The sequence below is a fragment of the Mycobacterium timonense genome (genome assembly GCF_025821985.1).
GTDB classification, from domain to species: domain Bacteria; phylum Actinomycetota; class Actinomycetes; order Mycobacteriales; family Mycobacteriaceae; genus Mycobacterium; species Mycobacterium avium.
Genome location: NZ_JACKSY010000019.1, coordinates 172,624 through 191,559, shown reverse-complemented (window position 1 = coordinate 191,559; position 18,936 = coordinate 172,624). Strand labels below are relative to the sequence as shown.

General features: G+C 71.7%; 17 protein-coding genes. 7 read left to right on the top strand and 10 right to left on the bottom strand.

Annotated features, from left to right (window positions below; all coding sequences use genetic code 11):
• Positions 1 to 75 precede the first annotated feature (75 nt).
• Positions 76 to 2,709 (top strand): helix-turn-helix transcriptional regulator, encoded by a 2,634-nt coding sequence (locus H7I87_RS06700; protein WP_011723649.1) that lies wholly within the window; start codon positions 76 to 78, stop codon positions 2,707 to 2,709.
• Here H7I87_RS06700 and H7I87_RS06695 read toward each other — a convergent pair.
• Genes H7I87_RS06695 through H7I87_RS06670 form a run of 6 tightly spaced genes read right to left on the bottom strand, consistent with a single transcriptional unit; the run spans position 2,706 to position 8,256 of the window.
• On the bottom strand, positions 2,706 to 3,947 hold the full coding sequence (locus H7I87_RS06695) for an SLC13 family permease (RefSeq protein WP_011723650.1): 1,242 nt from the start codon (positions 3,945 to 3,947) through the stop codon (positions 2,706 to 2,708). The two genes, H7I87_RS06700 and H7I87_RS06695, sit on opposite strands and share 4 nt — an antisense overlap.
• Positions 3,948 to 3,957: 10 nt before the next feature.
• Entirely contained in the window at positions 3,958 to 4,875 is a 918-nt protein-coding gene (locus H7I87_RS06690; RefSeq protein ID WP_011723651.1) for an MBL fold metallo-hydrolase, read from the bottom strand.
• On the bottom strand, positions 4,875 to 5,633 hold the full coding sequence (locus H7I87_RS06685; protein WP_011723652.1) for a LamB/YcsF family protein: 759 nt from the start codon (positions 5,631 to 5,633) through the stop codon (positions 4,875 to 4,877). The genes H7I87_RS06690 and H7I87_RS06685 overlap by 1 nt, the downstream gene beginning before the upstream one ends.
• 9 nt (positions 5,634 to 5,642) lie before the next feature.
• Positions 5,643 to 6,503, bottom strand: a complete 861-nt coding sequence (locus tag H7I87_RS06680; RefSeq protein WP_011723653.1) for a metal ABC transporter permease — start codon at positions 6,501 to 6,503, stop codon at positions 5,643 to 5,645.
• Positions 6,503 to 7,324 carry a metal ABC transporter ATP-binding protein gene (locus H7I87_RS06675; protein ID WP_011723654.1) on the bottom strand — a complete coding sequence of 274 codons (822 nt, stop codon included), beginning with the start codon at positions 7,322 to 7,324 and terminating at the stop codon, positions 6,503 to 6,505. Before H7I87_RS06675 ends, H7I87_RS06680 begins: the two co-directional genes overlap by 1 nt.
• Entirely contained in the window at positions 7,321 to 8,256 is a 936-nt protein-coding gene (locus H7I87_RS06670) for a metal ABC transporter solute-binding protein, Zn/Mn family (protein WP_011723655.1), read from the bottom strand. The genes H7I87_RS06675 and H7I87_RS06670 overlap by 4 nt, the downstream gene beginning before the upstream one ends.
• A 122-nt stretch (positions 8,257 to 8,378) precedes the next feature.
• On the opposite strand from H7I87_RS06670, the gene H7I87_RS06665 reads away from it, so the two are divergent.
• Positions 8,379 to 9,458 (top strand): Rv3575c family transcriptional regulator, encoded by a 1,080-nt coding sequence (locus tag H7I87_RS06665; RefSeq protein ID WP_011723656.1) that lies wholly within the window; start codon positions 8,379 to 8,381, stop codon positions 9,456 to 9,458.
• Here the strand turns inward: H7I87_RS06665 and kstR are convergent.
• Positions 9,455 to 10,048 (bottom strand): cholesterol catabolism transcriptional regulator KstR, encoded by a 594-nt coding sequence (gene kstR / locus H7I87_RS06660; RefSeq protein WP_009974770.1) that lies wholly within the window; start codon positions 10,046 to 10,048, stop codon positions 9,455 to 9,457. The genes H7I87_RS06665 and kstR overlap by 4 nt on opposite strands.
• A 367-nt stretch (positions 10,049 to 10,415) precedes the next feature.
• On the opposite strand from kstR, the gene H7I87_RS06655 reads away from it, so the two are divergent.
• Positions 10,416 to 12,539: an acyl-CoA dehydrogenase family protein gene (locus H7I87_RS06655; protein ID WP_011723657.1), complete on the top strand. Its 2,124-nt coding sequence runs from the start codon at positions 10,416 to 10,418 to the stop codon at positions 12,537 to 12,539.
• Here the strand turns inward: H7I87_RS06655 and H7I87_RS06650 are convergent.
• Complete coding sequence (locus H7I87_RS06650) at positions 12,536 to 13,108, bottom strand: TetR/AcrR family transcriptional regulator (protein WP_011723658.1); 573 nt, start codon at positions 13,106 to 13,108, stop codon at positions 12,536 to 12,538. The genes H7I87_RS06655 and H7I87_RS06650 overlap by 4 nt on opposite strands.
• A gap of 84 nt (positions 13,109 to 13,192) precedes the next feature.
• Between H7I87_RS06650 and H7I87_RS06645 the strand changes: the two genes are divergently transcribed.
• A complete protein-coding gene (locus H7I87_RS06645; protein WP_011723659.1) occupies positions 13,193 to 14,074 on the top strand; it encodes an SDR family oxidoreductase in 882 nt (293 codons plus the stop codon).
• Position 14,075: 1 nt separating this feature from the next.
• On the opposite strand, the gene H7I87_RS06640 is transcribed toward H7I87_RS06645, so the two are convergent.
• Together H7I87_RS06640 and H7I87_RS06635 are read right to left on the bottom strand one after the other, a co-directional pair.
• Positions 14,076 to 14,609: a hypothetical protein gene (locus H7I87_RS06640; protein WP_011723660.1), complete on the bottom strand. Its 534-nt coding sequence runs from the start codon at positions 14,607 to 14,609 to the stop codon at positions 14,076 to 14,078.
• A 46-nt stretch (positions 14,610 to 14,655) separates the two neighbouring features.
• A complete protein-coding gene (locus tag H7I87_RS06635; protein WP_011723661.1) occupies positions 14,656 to 15,750 on the bottom strand; it encodes a ferredoxin--NADP reductase in 1,095 nt (364 codons plus the stop codon).
• A gap of 212 nt (positions 15,751 to 15,962) precedes the next feature.
• Between H7I87_RS06635 and hsaA the strand changes: the two genes are divergently transcribed.
• From hsaA to hsaC, 3 genes are read left to right on the top strand one after another with little or no spacing between them, the layout of a single operon-like run.
• Positions 15,963 to 17,147 carry a 3-hydroxy-9,10-secoandrosta-1,3,5(10)-triene-9,17-dione monooxygenase oxygenase subunit gene (gene hsaA / locus H7I87_RS06630; protein ID WP_011723662.1) on the top strand — a complete coding sequence of 395 codons (1,185 nt, stop codon included), beginning with the start codon at positions 15,963 to 15,965 and terminating at the stop codon, positions 17,145 to 17,147.
• Positions 17,144 to 18,025 carry a 4,5:9,10-diseco-3-hydroxy-5,9,17-trioxoandrosta-1(10),2-diene-4-oate hydrolase gene (hsaD, locus tag H7I87_RS06625; RefSeq protein ID WP_003875655.1) on the top strand — a complete coding sequence of 294 codons (882 nt, stop codon included), beginning with the start codon at positions 17,144 to 17,146 and terminating at the stop codon, positions 18,023 to 18,025. The genes hsaA and hsaD overlap by 4 nt, the downstream gene beginning before the upstream one ends.
• Positions 18,025 to 18,936 (top strand): iron-dependent extradiol dioxygenase HsaC, encoded by a 912-nt coding sequence (hsaC, locus tag H7I87_RS06620; RefSeq protein ID WP_003877120.1) that lies wholly within the window; start codon positions 18,025 to 18,027, stop codon positions 18,934 to 18,936. The genes hsaD and hsaC overlap by 1 nt, the downstream gene beginning before the upstream one ends.

Below are 18,936 nucleotides of genomic sequence, written 5' to 3'. Positions count from 1 at the left end.
GCCGGTCCCGCGGCCGCGCGACCGAAGGCGGGCAATCCCGCCCGCGCGGCGCCCCCGCGCGGCTATGCTCGCCGCGTGATCGGCGGCGAGCTGCTGATTGGGCGCGACAGCGAATTGGCCGCCATTCGCCGCGCCCTGAACGGGGCTGACCACCACCGCGGGGTGGTGATCGCCGGGGCCGCCGGCGTGGGCAAGACCTGGCTGGCCCGTGCGGCGCTGCGGCGCGCCGGGGCGTCGGGCGAGCAGATCAAATGGATCGTCGGCACCCAGTCCGCCCAGGCCCTGCCGCTCGGGGCGTTCATCGGCCTGCTCGGCGACGCGATGTCGGAGCCGCTCACCAGCGTGCGGCGGGTGATCGAGACGTTCGTGGCCCGGCAACGCCGGGGCCGGGTGGTGGTGGGCGTCGACGACGCGCACCTGCTGGACGGATTGTCGGCCCTGGTGGTGCACCAGCTGGCGCAGTCCGGCGGGGTCCGGCTGGTGGTGACGGTGCGCACCGGCAGCCACCAGCCCGACGCCGTGACGGCGCTGTGGAAGGACGACCTGCTGACTCGCCTTGATCTGGAACCACTTTCGGCCGCGGCGACCCGCGAGGTGATCGAGAGCACGCTGGGTGGCCCGGTCGATGCGCGGTGCGCGGCGCGGTTCCGGCGGCTCACCGGGGGCAACACGCTGTTTCTGCGGCAGCTGCTGAGCGACCAGATGGCCGCCGGGCGGATGCGCCGCGTGGCCGGGGTGTGGATGTGGGACGGCGACGTCGCCGTCTCGGCCAGCCTGTCCGACACGGTGGGACGCCAGCTGGGCCGGCTCACCCCACCGCTGGCGCTGGTGGTGGACACATTGTCGCAGTGCGAGCCGCTGCCGGTAGACCTGTTGTGCGACTTGGCATCTCGAGAAGACCTAGTTGCGGCCGAGGCGATGGGACTGGTGACCGTCGAACGCACCCCGCGCGCCTTGATGGCCCGGCTCGCGCACCCGCTGTTCGGTGAGCTCCGCCGGGCCGGCGCCGGCGAGATGTACCTGTCGACGATCCGGGGCCGGCTGGCGACCCGGCTGGCGCAGGACCAAGACGCCGACATGCAGGCCACGGTGCGCCGGGCGTTGCTGACCCTGGAGTCCGACCTGGACCCGCAACCCGAGCTGTACCTGGAGTCGGCGCGGCACGCGATGACGCTGTTGGACCTGGACCTGGCCGACCGGCTGGCCAACGCCGCCGCGCGGGCCGGGGCGCCCGGCGCCGCCGGGGTGCGGGCGATGAACCTGGTGCTGCTCGGCCGGGGCGAGCAGGCCGAGGAGGCGTTGCGGGCCATCACCGACGGCGCCGACGGCGACGCGTCCGACCGGCACTATTGGGCGACGGTGCGCGCGGCCAACCTGGTGTGGATGCTGGGCCGGCCGGCCGATGCCGCGCTGGTCCTCGACGGCCTCGCCGCGCGGCCCGAGACCCCGGCGCAGGCCGCGGCCCGTTGCGCGGTGCAGGCCTGCCTGGACGCGGTGGCCGCGCGCTGTCAGCTCGCCGCCGAACGGGCAAGGGCCGCACTGGATTCCGAGTCGCTGCCGGATTTCCACGCGATGATGGCGTCGCTGGCGCTGATCATGGCGATGGGGGCGCTGGGACAGGTCGACGACCTGACCGCGGTGGCCGAGCAGGCGCTGCGCCGCGCGACGACGTCGTTCGAGGCGTCACACATGCGGTTCTGGTTCGGCGCCGTGTACGGGCGGGCGTGCCGGCTGACCGGACGCATCGACGAATTCGTCAGCACCGCAAGACGATTGGCCGACTCGGCCCGTGACGTCCCCGGTTTGGCGTATGCGAACCTGGCCCTGTTGCTGGGCAACGCCGAGCTGGCCCGCGGGGCCGCGGCCGAGGCGGCCCGGCTGGTGCAGGAAGCGCTCGCCGGTGCGCAGATACACGAAGTCACCAGCGGTTTGCGGCCGGCCAGCTATTTCGCCTTGGCCGAGGCGCACGGCAGGCTCGGGCACCCGGCGCAAGCCAACGAGGCGATCGCCGGGGCGAGATCCTGCGTGCCGCCGGACTTCCTGTTCATGCACACCGGTCTGGCGCTGGCCACCGGCTGGGCGCTGGCCGCCGGCGGCCAGCTGCGCGAGGCCGTCGCCACCGCGCAGGCGGCGGCGCGGCTCGCCCGCGACCGCGGCCAGCCCACCCACGAACTGGCCTGCATCCAAGCCGCGGCGCAATGGGGGGACGCCGCGGGGGCGGTGCGCGCCCGCGCGCTGGCCGACGCGCTGTCGCTGCCGCTGGCCGACGCCATCGCCTGCCACGCCGAGGCGCTGCGGGCCGGCAACGGCGAGGCCCTGCTGACGGTCGCGGCGGCCTACCGGGCGATCGGCGACGCGGCGGCCGCCGCCGACGCGGCCGCGCAGGCCTCCGCCGCGTTCGTCGAGGGGCAGCAGCACCAGCGCGGGCGGTATGCGGCGGCCCTGGCCGGTGAGCTGGCCGAGGAATGCGGCGGCCTGTGCACGCCGGCGTTGCGGACCCCGGCGGGGCTCAAGCTATCGGGCCGGCAGCGCGACGTCATCGAACTCGCCGTCGCCGGCCTGTCCAACCGCCAGATCGCCGAGCGGTTGGTGATGTCGGTGCGCACCGTGGAGGGCCATATCTACCGGGCCTGCCAACGGGTGGGCGCCCAGTCGCGCGACGAACTGGCCACCATCATCCGCTCCAGGCCGGCCGGCCGCGAAAGCTAGCCGCCCAGCAGCCGCGCCGACGCCCACAGCGCCAGCACGGCCACCAGCAGCGAGACCGGCACCGTGCACACGCCGAGGCGGGTGTATTCGCCCACCCCGGCGTCCACGCCGTGTTGACGTAACACCCTGCGCCACAACAGGTTCGACAGCGAACCGACATAGGTCAGGTTGGGGCCGATGTTCACTCCGATCAACACCGCCAGCACCGCCACCGGCCCGGCCGGCGCGACCAGCGGCAGCAGCACCAGCGTCGCCGGCAGGTTGTTGACGACGTTGGCCAGCACCGCGGCCGTCGCGGCGATCGCGAGCAGGGCGGGCAGGCCCGAGCCCGACGGCAGCAGCGCCGACATCGCCCGGTCCATCCCGTTGCGCATGACGGCCTGCACCACCACACCCAGCGCCAGCACGAAAACCAGGAACGACACGTGGACCGAGCGCGCGATCTCCGTCACCGTGGTGTGCCCGCGGGCCAGACTGCGCACCGCCAGCACCGACGCGCCGCACAGCGCCACCCACGCCGGGGCGATCCCCACCGACTGGGCGACCGCGAACCCGGCGAGCGTCAGTGCGACCACCACCAACACGAACACCGGCGGGCGCGGCGGCGCGCCGAGCGCCGCCGGGTCGGGCTGCACCCGCAGGTCCTTGGCGAAGAACCCGCGGAAGACGGCGTAGAGGGTGGCCACCGCGGCCAGCCACGGCGCCGCCATCAACAGCGTGAACCTGGTGAACGACAGCTGGGCCGTGTGGAAGGCCAGCAGGTTGGTCAGGTTGGACACCGGCAGCAACAGCGAGGCGCCGTTGGCCAGGTGGGCGGTGGCATAGGCGTACGGCCGCACCGCGGTGCGCTGACGGCGCACCGCGGCCAGCACCACCGGGGTCAGCAACACCACGGCGGCGTCCAGGCTCAGCACCGCGGTGATGGCCGAGGCGATGACGAACACCCGCCGCAGCATGCCGGCCGACCCGACGCGGCCCCTCGCGATCGCCGCACCCGCCGCCTCGAACAGGCCCTCGTCGTCGCACAGCTTGGCCAGCACCAGCACCGCGCCCAGGAAGGCGACCACCCCGGACAGGTCGGCGATCTGCTGTTCGGCCGCGGCGACCGGGATCGCGCCGACACCCACCAGCAGCAGCGCCGCCGGCACCGCCGCCACCGCCTCCGGCCAACCCCGCGGGCGCGCGACGGCGAACCCGAGCACCACCGCAAGCAGCACCAGCGCAACGGTCAATGCCATCGAAAACGCTTTACGCCCAAGGGTCTTCGCGTCGCCACACGCTCGGCAGGTGCAGCGCGACACCGTCGCGCTCGGCGAGCTCGTCCAGGACGCGGATGGAGGAGTCCAGGTCATCGCCCGCATAAGGCAACGCCCGCAACGGTTTTGACAGCGGACGGAAGAAGTCGTCCCAATGGATCAGGATCACCCGGCGCGCCCCGACCGTGCGCACGGTCTGGTCCCAATACTCGTCCAGGTACGACCGCGGCCGCAGCCCCAGCTGCCCGACGGACAGATAGGCCGCCCCGGCGCGCTGCCCGGCCAGCGCGCCGGGCACGAATCCGGCGCTGCCGCAGATCAGCAGCCGGCGCCCCGTCGGCCGGTGCCGCACCAGTGTCGACCAGGACTCGCCGCAGCGGTACGCCGACGCCCGCGCCGGCGGGATCAGCGGCTCCGCGATCACGCCGGGGAACCGGTCGGGCGGGCAGTGGTGGGACTTGACCAGCGTTACGTCGAAGGCGCCCAACCGGATTGGCTCGCCGTCGGCCGCGACGACGATGCGGTCCTCGGGCAGCCCATAGCCGCGTCCGACATTGGCCGCGGACTCTCCGCCGACCAGCAGCGCGCCGGTGCGGTCGGCCACCAGCGCGGAGTCCAGCGCGTGGTCGAAGTGGGTGTGCACCGGGATGACGGCCTCCAGCCGGGACACCTTGGCCCGGGCCAGGCAGCCGTCGACGCGCGGCGGCGACGGCGACACCTTGCCGGCGACCACCCGGGCCAGGCCGGGCCGGGAGAAGTAGCCGTCGGTCAGCAGCGCCGACGAGCCGTCGTCGATCAGCAGGCTCGCCACCCCCAGCCAGGTCACCGACAGCCCACCGGGGCCGGCCGCGGGCACGTCGAACCTGTCGGCGTAGCGGGTGATGTCGGGGCGACCGAGCCTGAGCCGCATCAGCAGAACGCCCGGATCTCGACGCCGGCCGCCCGCAGGCGATCGCGCACCGCGGTGGCGATCTGCACCGCCCCCGGCGAATCGCCATGCACGCAAACCGATTCCACGCTCAGCGCGAGCCGGGTGCCGTCGACGGCGGTGACCGCCCCGGTCTCGACCATGGCCAGCACCCGCTCGGCGATGGCCGCCGGGTCTGCCAGCACCGCGCCCGGTTCCCGGCGGGAGACCAGCCGGCCGTCCGGCCGGTAGGCCCGATCGGCGAACGCCTCGGCGACCACCCGCAGACCGCGGCGGGCGGCCTCGTCGAAAAACACTGAGCCGGCCATGCCCAGCACCGGCAGGCCGGGGTCCACCAGCCGGACCGCCTCGGCCACGGCGGCGGCCTGCGCGGGGTGCGTCACGATCGTGTTGTACAGCGCGCCATGCGGTTTGACGTAGCACACGGAAGAACCCGCCGCGTGCGCGATCGCCTGCAGCGCGCCGATCTGGTACACCACGTCGGCGAGCAGCTCGTCGGCGGCGACGTCGATGAAACGCCGGCCGAACCCGGCCAGGTCGCGGTAGCTGACCTGCGCGCCGACTCGCACCCCGCGCTCGGCGGCCGACCGGCACACCCGCAGCAGCCCGGCGGGGTCGCCGGCGTGGAAACCGCACGCCACGTTGGCGCTGCTGACGATGCCGAGCATGGCGTCGTCGTCACCGAGGCGCCAGACGCCGAAGCCCTCGCCCAGGTCGGCGTTGAGGTCGATACCGGCCACCCGCCCAGCTTAGGTGGCGGCCTCCCGGCGGCGCCCGATCAGCCAGCAGGCCAGATAGATCAGGAACGAGATGGTCGCGACGAACACCGACACCGGCACGCCCGGCGCCAGCGACAGCACGATCCCGCCCAGCGCCGACACCTCGGCGAAGGCCACCGAGGCCAGCATCGCAGCCCCGGGCGAGGCGACCACCCGGGCCGCCGCGGCCGCCGGGGTGATCAGCAGCGACATCACCAGCAGCGCGCCGACGATCTGCACCGCCTGGGCCGCCACCACACCGACCAGCGCCGCGAACACGATGCCCAGCGCGTGCACCGGCACCCCGCGCGCGGCGGCGACGTCGGGGTCGACGGTGGCGAACAACAGCGGGCGGTAACACGTCGCCAGCACGGCGATCACCAGCAGGCACACCAGCGCCAGCATGGTCAGCCCGGTGTAGCCGACCCCGACGATCTGGCCGGTCAGCAACGCGAAACTGGTCGCGGTGCGACCCGGGTAGAGGTGGATGAACAGCACCGCCAGCCCCAACCCGAACGCCAGCACCACGCCGATCACCGAGTCGCGTTCCCGGGCGCGCCGGCCCAGCACCCCGAACAGCGCGGCCGCCAGCGCGCTGCCGATCAGCGCGCCCACCCCGACGCCGATCCCGACCAGCAGCGCGAACGCGGCCCCGGTCAGCGACAATTCGCTGGAGCCGTGCACCGCGAACGACATCTGCCGCATCACGATGAACGGCCCGATCAGCCCGGCCACCAAACCCAGCAGGGCCGCCGCGACCAGCGCCTGCTGCACGAAGTCGTGGCCCAGCAGGTGCACCGTGATGTCGAAGGAGAACAGGTGGTCGGCCATGTCGGCGAGGCGATGCTCCATCAGCCGTGCCCGTCGGTGTGCTCGCCGGCCACCACGTAGCCGCCCTTGACCTTCACCACCTGGATGTCGGCCCGGTACAGCGCCGAGAGCGTCTCGCTGTTCATCACCTGCTCGACGGTGCCGATCCGGAATCGGCCGTCGACCAGATACAGCACCCGGTCCACGTACGGAAGGATCGGGTTGATCTCGTGGGTGACGACGATGACCGTGGTCGCGGCGTCCCGGCGGCGACGCTCCAGCAGCGCCGACACCAGCTTGGCGTTGGCGGGGTCCAGGGTCAGCAGCGGCTCGTCGCACAGCAGCAGCAGCGGGTCGCTGACCAGGGCCTGGGCGACGCGCATCCGCTGCAGCTCGCCGCCCGACATCACCCCGGCCCGCACGTCCGCCAGGTGTTCGCCGTTGACCTGGCGCAGCGCCTGGTCCACCGTGGCGCGGCGGCGGGCCCGCTCCCGGGGCCGCAGCGGCGCGGCGCCCCAGCGCCCGCCGTCCAGGCCCAGCCGGACCAGGTCGCGTCCGCGCAGCATCACGTCGCGCTCCATCGGGCGGTGTTGCGGCACGTAGCCGATGCGCCCGCTGCCCGAGGTGATCGGCTTGCCGTCCACCAGCCCCACCCCGGCGCTCAGCGGCAGCTGGCCCAGCAGCACCTTCAGCAGCGACGTCTTGCCGCTGCCGTTCGGGCCGAGCACCGCGACGAACTCGCCCCGCGACACCGACAGGTCCAGGTCCTCCCACAGCACCCGGTCGCCGAACGCCAGCCGGGCGCCGCGCAGCGAGACGGTGTCGGCGTCGTGGTCGACGGCCGCGGCGGCCTGCAGGCTCACGGCTGCAACGACCGTACGGGTTGCAGCGCCGTCTGCAGCTGGCCCACCGTATTGCGTTGCCAGCTCAGGTAATCCGCGCCGTCGGGCAACGTCTCGCGGACCTCGACGACCGGGACGCCGGCGCGCCGGGCGGCCTCGCGCAGGCCGTTGACCGCGGACGCCGACGTCTGCGGGTTGACCACCAGCGCCGACACCTGGCGCCGGTCGAGCAGGTCGAGGGCCCGCGCCAGGTCGGCGGGCGCGGGGTCGGTCTCGTTCTCGACGGCCGCTTCCAGCGCCGGCGGCGTCCGGTTCACCAGGCCCGACGCCTCGAGCAGGTAGAAGGCGACCGGCTCTGTGGCGACGACCGAGCCGCCGGGGTGGGCGGCCGCGATGGTGTGCTCAATGCCGGCGATGGCGTCGGCGTCGCGGCCGAACGCGGCCGCATTGCGCCGGTAGTCCGCGGCGTTGCCCGGGTCGATCGCCGCCAGCCGGTCGGCGACGGCGGCGGCCACCGCCTTGGCGACGCCCAGGTGGTAGAACACGTGCTCGTTTCGGGGGCGGCCGGCGTCGGGCAGCAACGCGTAGGCGTCGACCCGCGCGACGCCGGGATGATGCGCCAGCACGTCGTCGACCCAGCCGTCGTAGCCGCCGCCGTTGAAGACGACCAGGCCGGCGTCGGCGATCGCGGCGGCATCCGACGGGCTGGCCTCATAGGAGTGCGGGTCTTGGTCGGACCCGCTCAGGATGGACGCGACCGCCACGTGGCCGCCGGCCACCGCCCGCGCCACGCTGCCCCACACGTCGGTGGACGCGACGACGGCGGTCGCGTGCGGATGCGCCGGACCGGTGCACCCGGTCAGCGCCGCCCAGCCGGTCACCGCCAGCACGGTCGCCAGCCACCGCGTCGTGCGGCCGACCCGCGTTGCGTCCCGCGTCAGTGCCGTGCCCACGTCCGATGTCCTCCCGCCGGCCAGCCAGCCGATGCACAATACTAATGAAAATCGTTTCCATTACAAAGCCGGCCGGAGAAGCGCGTACGCGAGCGCACCGATCCGCTGTAGCGTCACCGAGCGTGAGTCCCACCCCGCGCCGGCGGGCGACTCTGGCGTCGCTGGCCGACGAACTCAAGGTCTCGCGCACGACGGTGTCGAACGCCTTCAACCGGCCCGATCAGCTGTCCGCGGACCTGCGTGAGCGGGTGCTCGCGACGGCCAAGCGGCTGGGCTACCCCGGCCCCGACCCGGTGGCGCGGTCGTTGCGGACCCGCAAGGCCGGCGCGGTCGGACTGGTGATGGCCGAACCGCTGACCTACTTCTTCAGCGACCCCGCCGCCCGCGACTTCGTCACCGGGGTGGCGCAGTCCTGCGAGGCGCTGGGGCAGGGGCTGCTGCTGGTCGCCGTCGGGCCCAGCCGCAGCCTGGATGAGGGAACCGCGGCGGTGCTGTCGGCCGGGGTGGACGGCTTCGTGGTGTATTCGGTGTGCGACGACGACCCCTACCTGCAGGCCGTGTTGCAGCGGCGGCTGCCGGTGGTGGTGGTCGACCAGCCCAAGGGACTGACCGGGGTGTCGCGGGTGGGCATCGACGACCGCGCGGCGATGCGGGAGCTCGCCGACTACGTGCTCGGCTTGGGGCATCGCGAGATCGGGCTGCTGACCATGCGGCTGGGCCGGGACCGCCGCCAGGGCCTGGTGGACGCCGAACGGCTGCGTTCGCCCGCCTTCGACGTGCAGCGCGAGCGCATCACCGGGGTGTGGGAGGCGATGACGGCCGCCGGCGTCGACCCGGATTCGCTGACCGTGGTGGAGAGCTACGAACACCTGCCCGAGTCGGGCGGCGCGGCCGCCAAGGTGGCGCTGGAGGCCAACCCGCGGATCACCGCGCTGATGTGCACCGCCGACATCCTGGCCCTGTCGGCCATGGATTACCTACGCGCCCATGGTGTTTACGTGCCCGGGCAGCTGACGGTGACCGGATTCGACGGCGTGCCCGACGCGATCAGCCGGGGCCTGACCACGGTGTCGCAGTCCAGCCTGCACAAGGGCCGCCGGGCCGGTGAGCTGCTGCTCAAGCCGGCACGGTCGGGCCTGCCGGTGGTGGAGCTGCTCGACACCGAGCTGATTCGCGGCCGTACCGCCGGTCCGCCGGCCTAGCCGTGCTCGCCGAGCAGCAACCGCACCGCCAGATCGAGGCGCTTGCTGACGTCGGTGGCCGAGGCGCGCCGGGTCAGCCAGGCGAGCAGGTTGGACAGCCACACGTCGGAGATCACCCGGGCGATGTGGTACTGGTCCTCGGTGGGTTCGCCGTCGGCCATCGCGCGGGCGAACATCGAGTCGATGAGCTTCTCCACCTGGTCGACCTCGCTGGCCGCCGACGCGTCGGCGAACACGTAGGCCCGCGTCATCGCCTCGGTCAGCAGCGGGTTGCGCTGCATGGCCCGGTTGAGCTTGCCCACCATGAAGTTCAGCCGCTGAAACGGGGTGCCCCCGGTCAGCGCCGCGCGGTCGGTCTTGGCGTCGATGCGGCTGAACTCGCGGCCCAGCGCGGACACCAGCAGGTGCACCTTCGACGGGAAATACCGGTACAGCGTGCCCACCGCGACGTCGGCGCGATCGGCCACCGCGCGCATCTGGACCGCCTCGTAGCCGCCCTTGGAGGCGATCGCCATGGTGGCGTCCAGGATGCGTTTGCGGCGTTCCCGCTGCGCCTCCGAGCCGAGTTCGGACTCCGCCAGTACCGCCACGTTCATGACCTCGCGCGGCTGCGAGTCGGAGACGCGGCTGGAATCGGCCTTCGACTCTGCCTTCGAAGTGGCCCTAGCTGGCATGTGGCGGTGTGCTCCTGTTCCGGGCGGTTCGTCTGCAAACGATACGCATTCTGCGTGTGAATTTCCCACCTCCGTACCGCCGGGGACAAGCGCATGTGCTGCTGCGATGGCGTTCGACTTGACGGTCGATCACTGGCACTATTAGAACACGTTCTAGTCTCCGGTGAGCGAGTTGCGCGCCAACACGTGGCGCGGATGTCCCCGCTCGCGGCGAGATCGGACAATCAGGACACGGGTGCCGGGCGCCTGGTCACGTCGAGTCAAGGACGCGGAGGTCCCCACGGTGGTAGCGACCGTCACCGACGAGCAGTTCGCCGCGCGCGCCCTGGTGCGCGACTGGGCCCGCAACGCCAGCACCGGGCCCGGCGGGACCGCCGCCATCCGCGACGTCGAGCAGGGCAACCCCGACGCCTGGCGGCCGGTGTTCGCCCGGCTGGCCGAGCTGGGCATTTTCGGGGTGGCGGTTCCCGAAGAGGCCGGCGGGGCGGGCGGCAGCGTCGAGGACCTGTGCGCCATGGTCGAGGAGGCGGCCAAGGCGCTGATCCCGGGTCCGGTCGCCACCACCGCGCTGGCCACCCTGGTGCTCTCCGATGCCGAGTTGCTGGCCGCGCTGGCCGCCGGCGAGCGGTTCGCCGGGCTGGCGCTGCAGGGCGACATCACCTTCGACGGGGCGGCGTCGACGGCCTCGGGCACGCTGCCGTTCGTGCTGGGTGCCGCCGACGGCGGGGTGCTGCTGCTGCCGGCCGACGGCAGGTGGCTGGTGGTCGACACCGCAAGCGACGGCGTGCACATCGAGCCGCTGGCCGCGACCGACTTCTCCCGGCCGCTGGCGCGGGTGGTGCTGGACTCGGCCCCGGCCACCGTGCTGGCGCAAACCCCCGAGCGGGTCGAGGAGCTGGCCGCGACCGTGCTGGCGGCCGAGGCCGCCGGGATCACCCGCTGGTCGCTGCAGACCGCCGTCGACTACGCCAAGGTCCGCGAGCAGTTCGGCAAGCCGATCGGCAGCTTCCAGGCCATAAAACACCTCTGCGCCGAAATGCTGTGCCGCGCCGAGCAGGCCGAGGTGGCCGCCGCCGACGCCGCCCGCGCGGCCGCCGAGGACGACCCGGCCCAGTTCTCCCTCGCGGCGGCCCTGGCCGCGGCCACCGCCATCACCGCGGTGAAGGCCAACGTCAAGGACTGCATCCAGGTGCTCGGCGGCATCGGCTGCACCTGGGAACACGACGCCCACCTGTACCTGCGCCGTGCACACGCCATCGGCCGCTTCCTGGGCGGGGCGGAACGCTGGCTGCGCCGTATCACCGCGCTCACCCAGGCGGGCGTGCGCCGCCGGCTGGGTATCGACCTGACCGAGGTCGAGGACCAGCGGCCCCAGATCGCCGAGGCCGTCGCCCGCATCGCCGCGCTGCCCGCCGAGCAGCGGCAGGCCGCGCTGGCCGAGGCCGGGCTGCAGGCCCCGCACTGGCCGGCGCCGTACGGACGCGGCGCCTCGCCGGCCGAGCAACTGCTGATCGATCAGGAGCTGGCCGCCGCCGGGGTGGCCCGTCCCGACCTGGTGATCGGGTGGTGGGCGGCGCCGACCATTCTCGAGCACGGCACACCCGAGCAGATCGAGCGCTTCGTGCCCGGCACCTTGCGCGGCGAATTCCTTTGGTGCCAGCTGTTTTCCGAGCCCGGCGCCGGCTCCGACCTGGCCTCGCTGCGCACCAAGGCGGTACGCACCGACGGTGGCTGGCTGCTGACCGGGCAGAAGGTGTGGACGTCGGCGGCGCACAAGGCGCGCTGGGGGGTGTGTTTGGCCCGCACCGATCCGGATGCGCCGAAACACAAGGGCATCACCTACTTCCTGGTGGACATGAGCGCCCCGGGCATCGAGATCCGCCCGCTGCGCGAGATCACCGGTGACTCGCTGTTCAACGAGGTCTTCCTGGACAACGTGTTCGTCCCCGACGAGATGGTGGTCGGCGAGGTGAACGACGGCTGGCGGCTGGCCCGCACGACGCTGGCCAACGAGCGGGTCGCGATGGCCAGCGGCACGGCGCTGGGCAACCCGATGGAGGAGCTGCTCGAGCTGCTGTCGACGCTGCCCCTCGACAGCGCTCAGCAGGATCGGCTGGGGCGGTTGATCGTCACCGCGCAGACCGGTGCGCTGCTGGACCAGCGGATCGCCCAGCTCGCCGTCGGTGGCCAGGACCCCGGCGCGCAGTCCAGCGTGCGCAAACTCATCGGGGTGCGCTACCGCCAGGCGCTGGCCGAATACACGATGGATGTGTCCGAGGGCGGCGGCCTGGTGCACAACCGGGCGGTGTACGACTTCCTGAACACCCGCTGTCTGACCATCGCCGGCGGCACCGAGCAGATTCTGCTCACCGTCGCCGCGGAGCGGCTGCTGGGTCTGCCGCGTTAACCGAGATCGGCTGCGGCAGCGTGTAATTCGCGCAGCGCCTGGCATGCCATGTCGCCCAGGTCGCCGCTTTCGTCCGGTTCGGCCCAGCGGGCGTAGGCGGTTTTGAACGCCAGCGCGCCCAGCTCGGCGGCCAACGCCGCCGCCGGTTCGGGCACGCCGCGTGCTTGCAGCGCCTCGGACACCGCCAGGGCCAGCCCGATCTGCTTGAGCGCGTTGCGCTCCTGCAGCTCGGCGCTGGCGGCGATCGCGGCCCTGAGCCGCGGCGCGAGCTCCTTGTTGAACGGCGTGAACGCCGCCGCTGCCGACTTCAGGCCGGAGCACACCAAGGCTAGCGGTGTCGCGTCGGCGGGCGCCGCGGCGATGCCCTCGCGGAGTAGTTGGGCGATGGCGTCCTGGCCGGCGGCCAGCACGTCCCGCTTGTCCGGGAAGTGTCTAAAGAACGTGCTTTTCGTCAGGCCGGCGCGCTCGGCGATCTCCGCGACGGTCGTCTGGTCGTAGCCGCGCTCGTTGAACAGGTCCAGCGCCGCGGCGACCAGGCGTGCGCGCGCGTCGGGTTCCCAGCGAGCCATGGCCCCACTTTAGTGATGCGACCTTTGTCCCGTCACTGGTGTAGGGTGATGGGACCATTGTCTCATCACTCGAAGGAGCAGCTCGTGCGCGTACTCGTCACCGGCGCCAGCGGAGGAATCGGCTCGGCCGTCGTCAAAGAATTGCTCGCCGCCGGTCATCACGTCATCGGCCTGGCCCGCTCCGAGGCTTCGGCCGCAACCGTCAGCGGACTCGGCGCCGAACCGCTGCGCGGCGACATCGCCGACCTCGACGTCCTACAGAAGGCGGCCGTCGACACCGACGGCGTCGCCTACCTGGCCTTCTCACACGACTTCAGCGACGTCGGGGACGCGATCGCCGACGAGGCCCGCGCGATCGACGCGCTGGGGGCCGCGCTCGCCGACACCGGCAAACCGCTGGTGCTGGCCAGCGGGACCCCGGCCCGGCCCGGATCGGTGAGCACCGAGGACGACCCCTTCATCGCCGACGGGCCGCTGGCCGGGCGCGGCCGCACCGGCCAGGCCGTCGTCGAGCTGGCCGGGCGCGGTGTCCGCTCGGCCGTGGTGCGGCTGCCGCGCGCGGTGCACGATGCCGGCGGCCGCTACGGCCTGGCCGGCATCCTGATCCAGCTCGCCCGGCAGCGCGGCGTGTCGTCCTTCGCCGGCGACGGCACCCAACGCTGGCCGGCAGTGCATCGCGACGACGCCGCGGCGTTGTTCCGGCTCGCCCTCGAGCAGGCCCCAGCCGGCTCGGTGCTGCACGCGGTGGGGGACGAGGGCGTTCCGCTGCGCGCGATCGCCGAGGTGATCGGCCGCCGGCTCGGCGTGCCCGTCGAGTCCGCCCCGGCCGACGCCTTCGGTCCGCTCGGCCAAGTCTTCGCCGTCGACCAGCCCTCGTCCAGCGCGCTCACCCAGCGGCGCTTCGGGTGGCAGCCCGTCGGCCCCGGCCTGCTGGACGACCTCGAAACCGGCGTCTACCCGGAATAGGTCACGAGAAGGTGGTCACCGCGCAGGTGCTGGGCGAGGTGATGTTGACCCCGGAGTAGACCACCTGGATGTGGGTGCACAGGATGACGTTGTTGTCGGTCTTGGGCTGGCCGGTCTGCCAGTCGGTGGAGTCGATGCGGCCATGGGTTTCGTACTTGTCCGGCGGGCCCTCGCCCATGTAGATGGTGGTGATCTCGTCGGATCCCATCGACTTGTGCACCCGCTCGTACTGGCCGTCGGCGTGCGCGTCGAGGTAGGCCAGCCGGTTGGAGGACCGGATCTCGCTGGTTTGCCGGGCCCACAGGCCGGGCGGGAAGCCGGTCACACCGTCGGGGGTGAGCATGTCCGCCCCGGCGGTGAAATCGCAGTGGCCGTCGGACTTGAAGCAGTTGAGCAGGGCCCGGGTCTCCAGCTGGTTGGGACCGTCCAGCGGGAACAGCGTGGTAGCGGTGTTGCTGGCGGCGGCGCACACCCCGGCGGGCAGAAACATCGGCAGCGCCGCCGCCACCGCGAAGCCCGACACCAGCCGCATCATCGCTGCTTCCCTTCCCTGTGATCCCACCGGTGAACTTAACCCGCGACTAGTCGTCGTAGGTGACTTCCACCGAATCAGATTCCGGGTGAGATTGACAGGCCAGGATCAGGCCCTCGTCCAGGTCCTGCTGCTCGAGCACGTCGTTGACCTCCATGCTGACCTGGCCCTTGCGCAGGGTGCAGGCACACGCGCCGCAGTGGCCCTCGCGGCAGGAGAACGGCGCATCGAGGCCCTTGGCCAGCAGCACGTCGAGCAGCTTGGCGTTGCGCGGCCACGACACGGTGTGGGTTTCCCCGTCGAGCTCCACCACCGCGGTGGCCGGCGGCTCATCGCCCTCGGCGGTGTCCTCGATCTTGACCGCCGCGAACGGGTCGGAGTCCAGCGACTTGAACACCTCGATATGTATTTGCGCCGCAGGCACTTTCAGCGTTTCCAGGGCCTCACGCGCCGAGTCCATGAAGGCGCCCGGGCCGCAGATGTAGACCGGCCGGTCGGTGTAGGGGGCGGCCAGCTGGGCCAGCGCGGTCACGCTGGGCAGGCCCTGCAGCGATTCCAGCCAGTGCAGCACGGTGAGCCGGTCGGGATATTTGGCGGACAGCTCGCGCAGCGCGTCGGCGAAGATCACCGAACGCTCGTCGCGGTTGGCGTAGAGCAGAGTCACCCGCCCGCTGCCCTCCGACAGCGCCGACTTGGCGATCGACATGATCGGGGTGATCCCGCTGCCCGCGGCCATCAACAGGAAGTCGTCGCCCAGCGTCTTGGGCACGAAGTTGCCCGACGGCGCCAGCACGTGGATCCGCATCCCCGGGCGCGCGTTGTCGCACAGCCAGTTGGACGCGTAGCCGTCCGCGGTCCGCTTGACCGTCACGGTCAGCGCGTCGTCGGTGAACGGTGAGCTGCACAGCGAATAGCAGCGCGCCACCGATCCGGTGCGTTCGCTGGGCACCCGCAGCGTCAAGAACTGGCCCGGGGCGTAGCGCAGCCGCTCGGGCGGGATGTCGGGGTCTCCGTCGTCGTCCGGCACCGCGAACACCAGCGACCGCGCGTCGTCGGTCTCGGCGATGACCTCGGCGATCTGCAGTTCGAGGACGTGGTCACCGAGCGGCTCGTCGAGTGCTTGGGCCGAATCAGCCTCGGTCAAGGCCCGTCCCTTCCTTTCGTGGCAAAACGTGTCGACCCGCTGCGACCGGCTCCGCCGCTCTTGCGATCGCCACGGGCAACTAGAACATGTTACAGAAAAGCGGATTCGTATCGCTACCAGCCGCAGGAATACCCTGCTCGACACGAATCGGAACGTGTTCTAGTCTCTGGGGTAAGTCCGCTGAGTAAGTTTGGCCCAGGAAGGCAAACCTAGTGACGTCCATTCAACAGCGTGATGCCCAGTCCGTCTTGGCGGGCATCGACGATCTGCTTCCGCGGATTCGGGAGCGCGCTCAGGCCACGGAGGATCTGCGCCGGCTGCCCGACGAGACCGTAGCCGACCTTCAGGACGTCGGGTTCTTCACCCTGCTGCAGCCCGAGCAGTGGGGTGGGCTGCAGTGCGACCCCACGCTGTTCTACGAGGCGGTCCGCCGGCTGGCCAGCGCGTGCGGTTCCACCGGCTGGGTGAGCTCGATCATCGGCGTGCACAACTGGCACCTGGCCCTGTTCGACCAGCAGGCCCAGGAGGAGGTCTGGGGCGAGGACCCCAACGTGCGGATCTCCTCGTCGTATGCGCCGATGGGCGCGGGCGTGGTGACCGACGGCGGCTACCTGGTCAACGGTTCGTGGAACTGGTCCTCCGGCTGCGACCACGCCACCTGGGCGTTCCTCGGCGGCCCGGTGATCAAGGACGGCCGCCCGGTCGACTTCGGCAGCTTCCTGATCCCGCGCAGCGAGTACCGCATCGACGACGTGTGGCACGTGGTCGGCCTGCGCGGCACCGGCAGCAACACCGTCGTCGTCAAGGATGTGTTCGTGCCGCGGCACCGGTTCCTGTCCTACAAGGCGATGAACGACGGCACCGCCGGCGGCTATGAGACCAACACCGCGCCGGTATACAAGATGCCTTGGGGCACAATGCATCCCACCACCATCTCGGCGCCCATCGTCGGCATGGCATACGGGGCGTACGCCGCCCACGTCGAGCATCAGGGCAAGCGGGTGCGCGCGGCGTTCGCCGGCGAGAAGGCCAAGGACGACCCGTTCGCCAAGGTCCGCATCGCCGAGGCGGCCAGCGACATCGACGCGGCGTGGCGCCAGCTGTCCGGCAACGTGGCCGACGAGTACGCGCTGCTGTCCGCCGGCAAGGAGATCCCGTTCGAACTGCGCGCCAGGGCCCGCCGCGACCAGGTGCGCGCCACCGGGCGCGCGATCGCCTCCATCGACCGGCTGTTCGAGGCTTCGGGGGCCACCGCGTTGGCCAATGACCAACCGGTGCAACGCTTCTGGCGTGACGCGCACGCCGGCCGGGTGCACGCGGCCAACGACCCCGAGCGGGCCTACCAGATCTTCGGAAACCACGAGTTCGGGTTGCCGCCGGGCGACACGATGGTATGACCGCGACCGAGGAGTTGACGTTCGAGTCGACCTCGCGCTTCGCCGAAGTCGACGTCGACGGGCCGCTCAAGCTGCACTACCACGAGGCCGGTTTGTCCTTCAAGGGCACCGGGCGCACGGTGGTGTTGCTGCACGGCGGCGGCCCGGGCGCGGCCAGCTGGACCAACTTCGGCCGCAACATCCCGGTGCTGGCCCGGCACTTCCACGTGCTGGCCGTCGACCAGCCCGGCTACGGCCTGTCCGACAAGCGCGCCGAGCACGGACAGTTCAACCGCTACGCCGCCCGGGCGCTCAACGGGCTGTTCGAGCAGCTGGAGCTGGGACGCGTTCCGCTGGTGGGCAATTCGCTGGGCGGGGGCACCGCGGTGCGGTTCGCCCTGGACTACCCGGACAAGGCCGGGCGGCTGGTACTGATGGGCCCCGGCGGGTTGAGCATCAACCTGTTCGCGCCCGACCCCACCGAGGGCGTCAAACGGCTGGGAAAGTTCTCCGCCGAGCCGACGCGGGAAAACCTCGAGGCGTTCCTGCGGGTGATGGTCTACGACCAGAAGCTGATCACCGACGAATTGATCGACGAGCGGTTCGCGCTGGCCAGCACGCCGGAATCGCTGGCGGCCACCCGGGCGATGGGAATGTCGTTCGCGGGGGCCGACTTCGAGCTGGGCATGATGTGGCGCGAGGTGCACCGGCTGCGCCAACCGGTGCTGCTGATCTGGGGTCGCGAGGACCGGGTCAACCCGCTCGATGGCGCGCTGGTCGCGCTGAAAACGATTGCCCGCGCCCAGCTTCACGTGTTCGGGCAGTGTGGGCACTGGGCGCAGGTGGAGAAATTCGACGAGTTCAACAAGCTCACCATCGATTTCCTGGGAGGTGCGTGATGAGCAACGGAGCCATCAGGTCGCTGGGCTATCTGCGCATCGAGGCCACCGACATGGCGGCCTGGCGCGACTACGGCCTGAAGGTTCTCGGCATGGTCGAGGGCAAGGGCGACACCGAAGGCGCCCTGTATCTGCGGATGGACGATTTCCCGGCCCGGCTGGTGATCGTGCCCGGCGAGCGCGACCACCTGCTGGAGGCCGGCTGGGAATGCGCGAATGCCGAAGGCCTGCAAGAGATCCGGGATCGGCTCGACATGGAGGGCGTCCCGTACAAGGAGGCCACCGCCGCGCAGCTGGCCGACCGCCGGGTGGTCGAGATGATCCGGTTCTCCGACCCGTCGGGCAACTGCCTGGAGGTGTTCCACGGGGTGGCCCTCGAACACCGCCGGGTGGTCAGCCCGTACGGGCACAAGTTCGTCACCGGCGAGCAGGGCCTGGGGCACGTGGTGCTGTCCACCCGGGACGACGAGGAGTCGCTGCACTTCTACCGCGACGTGCTGGGGTTCAAGCTGCGCGACTCGATGCGGATGCCGCCGCAGGTGGTCGGCCGGCCCGCCGACGGCGCGCCCGCCTGGTTGCGCTTCTTCGGCTGCAACCCGCGCCACCACAGCCTGGCGTTCCTGCCGCTGCCCACGCCGAGCGGAATCGTGCACCTGATGCTCGAGGTGGAGAACGCCGACGACGTGGGGCTGTGCCTGGACCGGGCGCTGCGCCGCAAGGTGCCCATGTCGGCCACCCTGGGCCGGCACGTCAACGACCTGATGCTGTCCTTCTACATGAAGACGCCGGGCGGCTTCGACGTCGAATTCGGTTGCGAGGGAAGGCAAGTCGAAGACGACGACTGGGTCGCCCGGGAAAGCACGGCGGTCAGCCTGTGGGGCCACGACTTCACGGTCGGCATGCGCGGCTGA